Origin of the sequence: Streptomyces fructofermentans (genome assembly GCF_014651055.1) — a bacterium.
In the GTDB taxonomy this organism is placed as follows: Bacteria; Actinomycetota; Actinomycetes; order Streptomycetales; family Streptomycetaceae; genus Streptomyces; species Streptomyces fructofermentans.
This window is the reverse complement of the sequence record NZ_BMWD01000041.1, coordinates 42,767-53,999: the sequence shown is the minus strand read 5'-3', so window position 1 is coordinate 53,999 and position 11,233 is coordinate 42,767. Positions and strand designations below refer to the sequence as shown.

General features: G+C 73.0%; 9 protein-coding genes and 2 pseudogenes. 7 read left to right on the top strand and 4 right to left on the bottom strand.

Going from position 1 to position 11,233, the window contains the following annotated elements:
- Window positions 1-71: 71 nt before the first annotated feature.
- The 3 genes and pseudogenes from IE265_RS35115 to IE265_RS39520 form a co-directional block, all read left to right on the top strand.
- Window positions 72-431 (top strand): annotated as a pseudogene (locus IE265_RS35115) (pyridoxamine 5'-phosphate oxidase family protein); the annotation flags it as partial.
- Window positions 432-604: 173 nt separating this feature from the next.
- Window positions 605-1,024, top strand: coding sequence for a hypothetical protein (locus tag IE265_RS35110; protein ID WP_229916906.1), 420 nt, complete (start codon window positions 605-607; stop codon window positions 1,022-1,024).
- 103 nt (window positions 1,025-1,127) lie between these two features.
- Window positions 1,128-1,508: pseudogene (locus IE265_RS39520) on the top strand (DUF7919 family protein); the annotation flags it as partial.
- Between the two features lie 90 nt (window positions 1,509-1,598).
- On the opposite strand, the gene IE265_RS35105 reads toward IE265_RS39520, so the two are convergent.
- Window positions 1,599-2,291, bottom strand: coding sequence for a hypothetical protein (locus tag IE265_RS35105; RefSeq protein ID WP_190039821.1), 693 nt, complete (start codon window positions 2,289-2,291; stop codon window positions 1,599-1,601).
- Between the two features lie 391 nt (window positions 2,292-2,682).
- Window positions 2,683-3,570 carry a MerR family transcriptional regulator gene (locus tag IE265_RS35100; RefSeq protein WP_229916905.1) on the bottom strand — a complete coding sequence of 296 codons (888 nt, stop codon included), beginning with the start codon at window positions 3,568-3,570 and terminating at the stop codon, window positions 2,683-2,685.
- 84 nt (window positions 3,571-3,654) lie between these two features.
- On the opposite strand from IE265_RS35100, the gene IE265_RS35095 reads away from it, so the two are divergent.
- Window positions 3,655-5,250 (top strand): alpha/beta hydrolase, encoded by a 1,596-nt coding sequence (locus IE265_RS35095; RefSeq protein WP_229916904.1) that lies wholly within the window; start codon window positions 3,655-3,657, stop codon window positions 5,248-5,250.
- Here IE265_RS35095 and IE265_RS35090 read toward each other — a convergent pair.
- Together IE265_RS35090 and IE265_RS35085 are read right to left on the bottom strand one after the other, a co-directional pair.
- A complete protein-coding gene (locus tag IE265_RS35090) occupies window positions 5,234-5,827 on the bottom strand; it encodes a hypothetical protein (RefSeq protein WP_190039819.1) in 594 nt (197 codons plus the stop codon). The genes IE265_RS35095 and IE265_RS35090 overlap by 17 nt on opposite strands.
- Window positions 5,824-6,426 (bottom strand): RNA polymerase sigma factor, encoded by a 603-nt coding sequence (locus tag IE265_RS35085; protein ID WP_229916911.1) that lies wholly within the window; start codon window positions 6,424-6,426, stop codon window positions 5,824-5,826. Before IE265_RS35085 ends, IE265_RS35090 begins: the two co-directional genes overlap by 4 nt.
- 331 nt (window positions 6,427-6,757) lie before the next feature.
- Between IE265_RS35085 and IE265_RS35080 the strand changes: the two genes are divergently transcribed.
- The 3 genes from IE265_RS35080 to IE265_RS35070 all read left to right on the top strand — a co-directional run bounded on the left by IE265_RS35080 (window position 6,758) and on the right by IE265_RS35070 (window position 11,229).
- On the top strand, window positions 6,758-7,762 hold the full coding sequence (locus tag IE265_RS35080; protein WP_190039817.1) for a TIGR03885 family FMN-dependent LLM class oxidoreductase: 1,005 nt from the start codon (window positions 6,758-6,760) through the stop codon (window positions 7,760-7,762).
- Window positions 7,753-9,453, top strand: a complete 1,701-nt coding sequence (locus tag IE265_RS35075; protein WP_190039816.1) for an alpha-amylase family protein — start codon at window positions 7,753-7,755, stop codon at window positions 9,451-9,453. The genes IE265_RS35080 and IE265_RS35075 overlap by 10 nt, the downstream gene beginning before the upstream one ends.
- Before the next feature lie 120 nt (window positions 9,454-9,573).
- Complete coding sequence (locus IE265_RS35070; protein WP_190039815.1) at window positions 9,574-11,229, top strand: glycoside hydrolase family 13 protein; 1,656 nt, start codon at window positions 9,574-9,576, stop codon at window positions 11,227-11,229.
- The last annotated feature ends 4 nt before the right edge of the window (window positions 11,230-11,233 follow it).

Sequence of the window (11,233 nt, the reverse complement as noted above, 5' to 3'; positions counted from 1 at the left end):
CCGCACAGCGCCGTGAAGCAGGAAGCCCCCAGAAGGGCCAGACGGCCCAGGCTGGAATCCTCGCCCTTTAGGGCGGGGAGCACGTCAAGACCATGGTCTACAGCTGGGACCCCGAAGCCCGCATCGCACGGTTCTCCACCACGGCCGACCGGGTCAAGGTCCAGCACCTGCAGCGCGATCCACGCGCCGCCCTGCACGTGCAGGGCGGCGACGTGTGGTCGTTCGCCGTCGCCGAGGGCGAGGCCACGGTCTCCGAGCCCACGGCGGTACCCGGGGACGCGGTCGGACAGGAACTGCTCGGGATGATCCCGCAGTCCGGCAGGCCCGAGGACGAAGCCGCGTTCCTGGAGGAACTGGTAGCCGAGCGCCGACTGGCCATCCGGCTGAAGGTCGACCGGCTGTACGGCACGGCGCTCGACATCGACGGCTAGCGCGTGTCTCTCTGATCGGTGGGTCAGCTGACCGGATGCGCCCGTCTGATTGGACGCCATCCCATGTGGTGAGGCTGTGCGACGATTCATCGGCCGGCAGGAAGCCGCAAGCGGGGCGAAGGTCGATGGAGTACGTCAATCTCGATGCGCAGGTCGGCGACCTGTCAGGGGTCTTGGACCCGTCCCGCTACCTGGAGCATCTGCCCTCGATCGCTGGTGATCTGCCACTGGGGGCCCGGTCCTTCGCCACTGATACGGATCACTACGACTTCCACAGCAGGCAATGTGTGAAGGACCTGACGCTTCGGGCCGTCCGGGGTGCCGGCGGTGAGGAGATGGAGATCGAGTTCCAGCACAACTGCTGGAAGCATGATCGAGACCTGCTCATCCGCTACGCAGGCGTGTCCAGCTTCGTCATCGATCCCGCCGACGAGGATGGAGAGACGGACCTCGGGACTGTGATTCTCGACGAGATCCTGCCGCACAGGGACGGCTGCAGCCACGAGATCGCCTGCTGGGAGGGCACACTCACCATCGTCTGCCGTGACCTCCAGGCGACCTGGACCGAGGCCGACTGCTCAAGCAGGTCATAGGCACGACAGGGTCGTGGGGATTGTCGAGCGGCTGGTGCCGGAGGCGCCGTCGCAGCCTCGGGGCGGGGGTCGGCATCGGCCCGGCGACTGATAGACATCGACCATGACGTACTACGCCGACCTCACCCCGTACACCTACGGCCACGACATGGCACAGCCGGGACCGGGGCACTGGCGGGGTATGCCCGAGGTGAACGTGGGCTGGCTCGAGCGCGGCAGGAGTCACCCCAAGGAGGCTGCGTCCGCGGACCTGGTGGAGGCGCTGAAGCGCATGACAAGCACCCACCGGGCACAGCAGACCCGCGGCCACCACTTCTGCCCCTGGTGCGCCGAACGCCTGGCCGGCAAGGCCGGCGCCGTCAAGGACTGCGCGAAGGGAAGCGCCGAGATACGGGTCCCCGGCGACGGAGTCGCCTATGCCGCGCCGGAGTTGGTCGCCCACTACGTCGAAGCCCACGACTACCTGCCGCCGGCCGGCTTCGTCCTCGCGGTCCTTGATGCTCTCCCACCCCGATATGCCGCACCCGACGCCGGTACATCGCTCCGGCGAGAGGCATGCCGGAAGGCCGACGCCTCAGGCGAGCCAGGCCTGTTCGAGGGTCGGTGGGCGCAGGCGGTGTCCGTGCGGGGTGAAGGTGAACGTGCCCGGGAACGGGCCGTGGCCGTGGCGCACGGCGAGCAGCAGCGGCTGCTCGTGCGCGGGGGGCCAGCCGTCGCCGGGGCCGGGCTCGGTGCCGTTCCACAGGTGGAAGACCACCATGGGCAGAGCGGGGTCGTCGGCGAGGTAGCCGAGTGACTTGCTGTACAGCGGGTTGCTGCCGCCGAACAGCACCGAGGGCGGTCCGAACCGGTCGGTCACGTCGGCCCAGGTGCGGTCCTCGCCCACCCAGTCCCGCACCTGGTCGACCATGGCCCGGTAGGCGTCGGAGGCCAGCGTGCGGTCCGGCCTGAGCCAGCCGCGCGCCTGCGCGAACTCCGCGTACACCGACGCCATGCCGCAGTTGTATTTCGGCTTCGGGACCAGCTCGCGGAAGGCCCCGGTGACCCCGAGCGAGGTCCATGCCCCGCGCTCCTGCCACGTCGACCGCAGCCGCCCGATCGGATCCGGTTCCCGTTCGGCCATCAGCAGATGGTTCATCAGTATCTGGAGGGCGATCTCGCCCCCGAACATCTCCGGCCCCCGCAGGGCCAGGTTCAGCCGCTCGACCAGATACGTGTGGATCTCCTCGGCCGAGGCCAGCGGGCGGCAATCACCGGAGTCGTTCATCCGTACAGTTTCCCGCACCGGTACTCCCGGGAGGTCAGCGGAACAACCCCGGTACAGGGCAGACCTCCAAGGGCCCGTCCGGCCGATCCGCCCAGCGCCACCAGACGTGCCGCCGCGTGCACCTCCAGAGCGAGCGGCAGGCCCGCCGGCCGTCGTCCTCGCGCACGCAGAGCACCTGGCCGCCGCAGCGCAGGGGCTGCCCGCACGCGGGGCAGGCCACAGCGCCGCCGGTCATGCCCCGCACCCCAGCCCCGGCCTCCCGCCCCCGGGAACACCGGACGCCTCGCCCACCCCCGGGAGCAGGCAGCGCCCGGACCGCGTACCCGCCCCCTTGGGGCGGCTGCCCGGCCCGCCGGCGGTACGGCGCGCCGCAGGCACCCGCAGACGGTCCTCAGCCCGCAACAACATCCGCGTCCAGCGCCTCACGCAGCCACAAGTCCGCTCCACCGAGGGTCAGTTCGGGTGACAGTTGCCCGGCCAGCTGCCAGTAGCGGGACATCACCGGATGGTCCTGCGCGGCGAGGCGGACGGTGAGGGCGCGCCGGAAGGCGGGGCTGTCGCGGGTTTCGCCCGCGCGGGCGTGCGCGGCGACGTAGCAGTCCAGCGCCTCACCCGGGCCCGGGCCGCGGCCGGCCCGCAGGGCGGCGTCCACCAGGTGGAACGCCTCGTGCAGTCCGCCGTACAGCAGGTCCGGGTGCGCGGCGGTGGCCGCGGCGGGCCGGTGCGCCACCAGGCAGTGGTCGGTGGCCGCGGTGGCCAGCGCCGCCAGGCGGGCGAACGCGAGGACCTGGTCCGGGGTCGGGGCGGCCGGGGGCTGCGGGACGGCCGCCTCGGTGACCGCGGCGCGCAACCGGGCGGACAGACGCACCGGCAGCAGGCGGCGCCAGTAGTGCGCGAGCGGGGCCGTGCTGGGCGGGACACCGACCGACCCGATCAGCTCCAGGCGTTCGGCGAGCTCCTGCGGCGTACCGTCCCGAACCGCGGTCAGCGCGGCCTCGCGCCAGCGCAGGGCGGCGAGTTCGGTCCCGAGGTCGTCCATCCGGCGTGCCAGTACGGACTCCAGGGTGTCCCCGCGCCCAAGGACCCGCCCGATCTCCGGGACGGGCACGCCCAGCGAGCGCAGTGCGCGGATCGTCCGCAGCCGGGCCGGCGCCTCGGGGCCGTAGCGGCGGTGGCCGCCGCTACTGCGCGAGGCTTCGGGCAGCAGCCCCTGGTCGGAGTAGAAGCGGACGGTCTTGACGGTGGTCCTCGTCTGCGCGGCGAGCTCGCCGATGCTCAAGGTGCCTTCTGGCGGCACGGGTTGAACCTCCCTCAGCAGGAGTTCCTACGGTACCCGGGACGAACCCGCCCCCTGGAGGTACTGATGTCCGATTTCATCCTGGTGTCCGGCCCGTTCACCGACGACCGGATCTGGAGCGAGGTGGCCGGTCGGCTGCGCGCGTCGGGCGCCCGGGCGCACCCGGTGGCGTTGAGCCGGCAGCCCGACGCCGACCTGCAGACGCATACCGAGGACGTGATCCGGCTGATCGACTCCCTCGATCCGGCGGGGCAGTCGGTACTGGTCGGCCACGACTACGCCATTCATCCGGTGCTGGCCGCCGCGGACCGCCGCCCCGAACGCGTCGCGCGGATCGTCAACCTGGACGCCGGCCTGCCGCAGGACGGCGACGCGCCGATGGCCCTGGTGCCCGACCCGTCGGTACGCGAACTGCTGCGCACCCGGGGCGAGTCGGAGCCGATCCCGCCGCCCGGGCCGGGGCAGTGGCAGCGCTGGGGCAGCACCGAAGGGCTGTCGGGGCGGCACCTGGAACAGCTCAGCCGCCAGTCCGCCCCGCAGCCGCCGTGCACCCTGACCCGTCCGCTGCGCCTGACCGGCGCCGCGACAGCCCTGCCGACCACCGGAATCCTGTGCACGGCCGGCGGAACGACCCTGGAACTGGTCGAAGCACTCGTACGCACCGGCCCTCCGCAGTTCCGCAGGCTGGCCGACCCCGATGTGCGCTTCTTCGAACTGCCCACCGGGCACTGGCCGATGCTCTCCCACCCCGACGAACTGGCCGCCGTCCTGCTGCGCGCGGCCGCGGGCGAGGGCCGGCGGCTGACCGCACCCGAGGACGAGCAGCCGTTCCTGCGGCCCTTCCTCCTCGACACCCCCGAACGCCCGCAAGAACGCCACGGGCGAGTGGACCTGCACCTGCCGGAGCCCGGCACGCCACAGGAGCCCATGCCCGCCGTGCTGTTCGTGCACGGCGGGCCGATCCCGCCCGACCTCGCCCCCACCCCGCGCGACTGGCCGTTCTACCTCGGCTACGCCCGCCACACCGCGGGCCTGGGCGCGGTCGCGGCCGTCGTCGACCACCGCCTGCACCACATCACCGACTACGCGCAGGCCGCGCACGACGTCGCCGAAGCCCTCGAACTGCTGCGCGCCGACCCCCGCGTGGACGAGTCGCGCATCGCCCTGTGGATCTTCTCCGGCGCCGGACTGCTCGCCGCGCACTGGCTCACCGACCCGCCCCCGTGGCTGCGCTGCCTGGCCCTCACGTACCCGATCCTGGCCCCGCTGCCCGGCTGGGGCGCGGTCGAGGACCGCTTCGCCCCCGTCGGCGCGCTGCGCTCCGCCGCCGCCGCGCCGCCGCCGATCGTGCTCACCCGGGCGGGCCGGGAGACCCCGCAGATCGCGGCCACGGTGGCGCAGTTCGTGGCCGCGGCACATGAGACGAAGACACCCCTGGACCTCATCGACGTCCCCGACGGCCTGCACGGCTTCGAGATCCACGAACCGACCGACGAAGCCCGCGACGCCGTCACGAGGGCCGCACGCACGGTCCTCGCCCACCTGGCCCACCCGCATGACGCGTGCCCCCGCCCAGGGGTCCCCGCGTCCACCGCGCCGGGCCCGTACCACCGAAGCCGTACGGGCCCGGCGCCCGTGGTGACCGCTACCGGAGGCCCGTGACGGGAGGCGCCTTGACCGGCACTTCACGGCAGGGCTTCATCTTCCCCCTGGACGCGTAGATGCTCGAGGCCGCGCTCACCCCGCCCTTGACCGGTTGCGGGTTCTCCCAGGCCAGGGTGTCCCCGGGATGCAGCGTCATGGTGAACCTCCAGGTCTCGCCGGGATCGTCGGGATCGCCGGACGGCGTCTTCACCACGTCGACAAGGACGCTCCGGCCGCGCGGCTGCGCGCAGACGTAGCCGCTCCTGGGGTTGTCGATGCTCACGTGGACGCCCGCGGCGCGCAGCCGCTCGGCCACCTCCTTCTGCTGCTGTGCGCTGGGTGGCGCGAGTTCTCCCAGGCGCAGGGTGACGCTGCCGTCCGGGTTGTGCTCGATGGCGTACGCCTCGGATCCGCCCGTCGCCGACGGCAGGGCGACGACGACGCCCGCCACGGCGGTGCACGCGGCGAGGGCGACCAGGGCCCGCCGGGGAGCGGCCCTGCGGCGGGGGGCGGGCTGCGGCGGCCGGTCGGGCCTGAGCAGGATCTCCCGGGTGAGTTCGTCCAGGAGACGGTCCTCGAATGTCTTCGTGTTCATGCTTCTCCCCGTACGTAGGTGATGCCGGCCCGATCCGTCGTCGGGTGCGGCGCCCGCCGGGCGCCGGGCACGTCCCCCGGGCCGCGCGCGGCGACCGCAGCCCCCGTGTCCGCGGCCCCGGTGCCGGCGGCTGTGTCGGCGGCTGCGTCGGCGGTCCCGATGCCCGCGCCGCGCAGCGACCTGCGGGCCCGGTGCAGCCGCACCCGGGCGGTGACCCGGCGTATCCCGAGGGCTTCGGCGGCCTCGGAGACGGTGAGTTGGTCGACGGCGACGAGTTCCATCACCGCGCGCTCCCCGTCGGGCAGCCCGTCCATCGCGGCCAGGGCCCGGCGCCCCGCCTGCTCGGCGTCGAGCTTCTCCTCCAGCCGGCCGATGTCGTCGCCGTCCAGCAGCCGCCGGCCGGCGATACGGCTGCCGAGCACGTGCCGGCGCGCACTGCGCCGCGCCTCGGCCGCCGCGACGTTGCGGGCGATGCCGTACAGCCAGGCCGCCTCGGTCCCGAGGTCGGGCCGGTAGGCGCGGGAGGAGTCGATCACGCGGAGGAAGGTCTCGGCGGTCAGGTCCGCGACGGTGTGCGGATCACCGACCCGCCGGGCCATGAACCGTGTGACGGCCTCGACATGGCGGCGGTAGAAGATCTCGAACGCCGCGGGGTCGTACGTTCCTCCCGGCGGCGGGTCCCGGTCTGTCGTGTCCGGTGCCAACGTACGTCCCTCTCGTCGTCGTTCGTGCTGTCACTCCTACTTGGTCGGCGGCGGGCCGCGCGTTACAGGACCGGCCGGGGGGTGCGGCCGTGCCACCCGGTGCGGTGGGCGTCTGCGGCCGGAGCGGCGCCCGCCGCGGGTCAAGTGCGCGGGCGTGCAACGGGTTTCGGGATCCCGACCGGTCCCGTCCATGTTGAGGTGCGCCAGCAGGGGCACCCGCTGCGGCATGACTGTCTATGGACTGCACGCCTCGCACGAGCAGATCCCGCCCGCGGACCTCCTCGACGCCGCGGTGCGAGCCGAACGCGCGGGCTTCACCGCCGCCATGTGCTCGGACCACTTCTCCCCGTGGAGCGTCCGCCAGGGGGAGTCCGGATTCGCCTGGTCGTGGCTCGGCGCCGCCCTCCAGGCCACCAGCCGGATGCCGTTCGGCGTGGTGAACGCGCCGGGCCAGCGCTACCACCCCGCGATCGTCGCCCAGGCGGTCGCCGGCCTCGCGTCCATGTTCCCGGGCCGGTTCTGGGTGGCGCTCGGCAGCGGCGAGGCCTCCAACGAGCACATCACCGGGGCTCCCTGGCCCCGCAAGGACGTACGCGACGCACGGCTTCTGGAGTGCGTCGACGTCATCCGCGCGCTGCTGCGGGGGGAGGAGGTGAGCCACGACGGGCTGATCACCGTCGACCGGGCCCGGCTGTGGACGCTGCCGCCCGCCGTGCCCCCGCTGATCGGAGCCGCCTGCAGCACGGCCACCGCGGCCCGCTGCGCCCAGTGGGCGGACGGCCTCATCACGGTCAACGCCCCGCGTGAACGGCTGCGCGAGATCATCGACGCGTACCGCGACGCGGGCGGCCGCGGCCCCCTGCACCTCCAGGCGCACCTGAGCTGGGCGCCCGACGAGGACGAGGCCCTGGCGCTGGCACACGACCAGTGGCGCACCAACGTGCACGCACCGCCCGCCAGTTGGGACCTGGACTCGGCGGAACTGTTCGACATCGTCAGCGAGCACGTCACGCCCGAGCAGGTGGCGCGCACGGTCAACGTCTCCTCGGACCTCGGCCGGCACACCGCCTGGCTCCAGGAGTACGCGGAACTCGGCTTCGACGCGGTGATGCTGCACCACGTGGGCCGCGAACAGGGCCCGTTCATCGACACGTTCGCCTCCGAGGTGCTGCCACGGCTCGACGTCACCCGCCCGCTGCCCGCCACGGCCAAGGAGTACCAGTGCGTCTGACCCTCACCTCCGACCTGTGGTGGAAGAACGCGGTGGTGTACTGCCTGGACGTCGAGACCTACCAGGACGGCAACGGCGACGGGACCGGCGACTTCGCCGGCCTCACGCAGCGCGTCGACCACCTGGTGCGCCTGGGCGTGACGTGCGTGTGGCTGATGCCCTTCTACCCGACACGTGAACGCGACGACGGCTACGACATCACGGACTTCTACGGTGTCGACCCCCGCCTGGGCACCCTCGGCGACTTCACCGAGTTCGTCCGCACCGCCAAGGACCGCGGCATCCGCGTGATCGCCGACCTCGTCGTCAACCACACCTCCCAGGACCACCCCTGGTTCAAGGACGCCCGCTCCGGCCGGGACTCCGTCCACCGCGACTGGTACGTCTGGCAGGACGAGCCGCCCGAGGACGGCCCGCGGGGCGTGGTCTTCCCCGACGCGGAGGACAGCCTGTGGGAGTACGACGAGGGAAGCGGCCAGTACTACCTGCACCGCTTCTACAAGCAGCAGCCCGACCTCAACGTCGCCAACCCCGAGGTGCGCGACGAGATCGCCCGCGTCATGGGCTTCTGGACCCAGCTCGGACTGTCCGGATTCCGCGTCGACGCGGTGCCCTTCCTCCTGGAGACCGCCGGGCAGGACGACGCCGACAAGCTGCCGGACCCGCACGACTACCTGGCCGACCTGCGCGCCTTCCTCGGCCGCCGCAACGGCGAGTCGATCCTGCTCGGCGAGGTCAACCTGCCCTACGACGACCTCGCCCGGTTCTTCGGCGACCCCGACGCGGACCGCGGCGACGAACTCACCCTGTGCTTCGACTTCGTCGGAATGCAGCGGATGTACCTGTCGATGGCACGCGAGGACGCCGGGCCGCTGGCCGGCGCCTTGCGCGAACGCCCCGCCGCCCCGCGCGACGCGCACTGGGCCACGTTCGTGCGCAACCACGACGAGCTCACCCTCGACAAACTCACCGACGACGAACGCGCCGAGGTGTTCGCGTCCTTCGGCCCCGACAAGGACATGCAACTCTACGACCGGGGACTGCGCCGCAGGCTGCCCCCCATGGTCGGCGGCGACCGGCGCCGCGTCGAACTCGCCTACAGCCTCCTGTTCACCCTGCCCGGCACCCCCGTGCTCTTCTACGGCGAGGAGATCGGCATGGGGGAGAACCTGGCCGCCGAGGGCCGCCAGGCCGTCCGCACCCCCATGCAGTGGACCCCGCAGGAGGGCGCCGGCTTCTCCACCGCCGCCCCGGACACCTTCCCCAACCCACTGGCGGACGGCGCGTACGCACCCCGGAAGGTCAACGTCTACGACCAGAGCCGCGACCCCCACTCGCTGCTGAGCCGCATCCGGCTGTTCGCCGAGCGCTACCGGGAGGCCCCCGAGCTGGCCTGGGGCGAGTACCGCCTGCTGGAGACGGGGGAGCGCGCCGTGCTGGCGCACATCGGCCGCACCACCGACGCCGGCGTGCTGGCCGTGCACAACTTCGCGGGCCGGCCGCTCACCGTACGGCTGCGGGTGCCCGGAACCGGACCCGGCAGCAGGCTGACGGACCTGCTCGACGAGGACCACGCCGGCCTCACGGTGCCCGACGACGGCCTGCTCCCCGTCCAGCTGCCCGCCTACGGCTACCGGTGGCTGCGCATCGGCACCCAGGCGGACGACCCCGAACGTGTGGCCCGCGACTGACCCCGCGCCCGCCGGGAAGGCTCCTGACGTGATCGTGCACCCCGGCGCCCGGCCGCTGCCGGCCGCCGGGGTGCACGGCACGACCAGGCCGTTCGCCCAGCCCGCCGCCAGGAGAAGCCGATGGACTCCGCCCGCGCCCGCGCCGACTGGTGGCGTGACGCCGTCATCTACCAGGTGTACCTGCGCAGTTTCGCCGACGGTGACGGCGACGGCATCGGTGACCTCGCGGGCCTGCGCCGGCGCCTGCCGCACCTGGTCGCCCTGGGCGTCGACGCGCTGTGGATCACCCCCTGGTACCCGTCCCCGATGGCCGACGGCGGCTACGACGTCGCCGACTACCGGGACATCGACCCGCTCTTCGGCACGCTCGACGACGCGCAGGCCCTGCTCGACGAGGTCCACGGGCACGGCCTGCGCCTGATCATCGACATCGTCCCGAACCACACCTCGACCGCGCACGCCTGGTTCCGCCGGGCACTGGCCCAGGGACCCGGGTCCGACGCCCGGCAGCGCTACATCTTCCGTCCCGGGCGCGGCCCGCGCGGCGAGGAGCCCCCCAACGACTGGCGCAGCGTGTTCGGCGGACCCGCCTGGACCCGGATCACCGAGGCCGACGGCTCACCCGGACCCTGGTACCTGCACCTGTTCGCCCCCGAGCAGCCCGACCTGAACTGGGACAACCCCAAGGTCCGCACCGAGTTCGAGTCCATCCTGCGCTTCTGGTTCGACCGGGGTGTGGACGGCGTGCGCATCGACGTCGCACACGGTCTCGTCAAGGCCCCCGGCCTGCCGGACCTCGGCTCGCTGGACGGCAAGCTGCTGGAGGGCGCCACCCGCGAGGACCACCCGCACTGGGACCGCGAGGAGGTCCACGAGATCTTCCAGGGCTGGCGGGCCGTCGCCGACACCTACGACGAACCCCGCGTCTTCGTCGCCGAGGCGTGGACGGGGGCACCCGAACGGCTGGCCCGCTACGTACGGCCCGGCGAACTCCACACGGCCTTCAACTTCGACTACCTGATGACACCGTGGCGGCCCGACCGGCTGCGGCAGGTGATCGACTCGTCCCTGGGGGCGCTCAGCCGGGTCGCCGCCCCCGCCACCTGGGTGCTCTCCAACCACGACGTGGCCCGGCACGTCTCCCGCTACGCCCGGCCCCAGCCGGACGGACCACTGCGCTCGCTGTCCGACCTCACCCACCCCGCGGACCTGGACCTGGGCACGAAACGGGCCCGTGCCGCCGCGCTGCTCACCCTCGCCCTGCCCGGCAGCGCCTACCTGTACCAGGGCGAGGAGCTGGGCCTGTGGGAGGTGGAGGACCTGCCCGAGGACCTGCTCCAGGACCCCACGTGGCAGCGCTCCGGGCACACCGACCGGGGCCGCGACGGCTGCCGCGTCCCCCTGCCGTGGGACGGGGACACCCCGCCGTTCGGATTCGGCCCCGAGGGCTCCGGTACGTGGCTGCCGCAGCCGCAGGCGTGGAAGTCGCTGACCGCCGCGGCGCAGGAGCAGGACCCGTCCTCGATGCTGGCGCTCTACCGCGAGGCGCTGCGCATCCGCCGCGCCGAGCCCGCACTCGGCGACGGCTCGCTCTCCTGGGAGAGCGAACCCGGCAGCGACGTGCTCTCCTTCCGCCGCGACCCCGGCTTTCGCTGCGTGGTCAACCTGTCCCCGCATCCGGTGGAACTCCCCGCGCACCGCGCCGTACTGCTGGCCGGCGGGCCGCTGGAGGACGGCCGCCTCCCGTCCGACACGGCGGTGTGGCTGGCGCACTGAACCG

Bases quoted from the DNA above. Each gene is read 5' to 3' on its own strand.
- IE265_RS35105 (WP_190039821.1), bottom strand. From the start codon at position 2,291: ATGAACGACTCCGGTGATTGCCGCCCGCTGGCCTCGGCCGAGGAGATC.
- IE265_RS35095 (WP_229916904.1), top strand. From the start codon at position 3,655: ATGTCCGATTTCATCCTGGTGTCCGGCCCGTTCACCGACGACCGGATC.
- IE265_RS35090 (WP_190039819.1), bottom strand. From the start codon at position 5,827: ATGAACACGAAGACATTCGAGGACCGTCTCCTGGACGAACTCACCCGG.
- IE265_RS35085 (WP_229916911.1), bottom strand. From the start codon at position 6,426: ATGGCCCGGCGGGTCGGTGATCCGCACACCGTCGCGGACCTGACCGCC.
- IE265_RS35080 (WP_190039817.1), top strand. From the start codon at position 6,758: ATGACTGTCTATGGACTGCACGCCTCGCACGAGCAGATCCCGCCCGCG.
- IE265_RS35070 (WP_190039815.1), top strand. From the start codon at position 9,574: ATGGACTCCGCCCGCGCCCGCGCCGACTGGTGGCGTGACGCCGTCATC.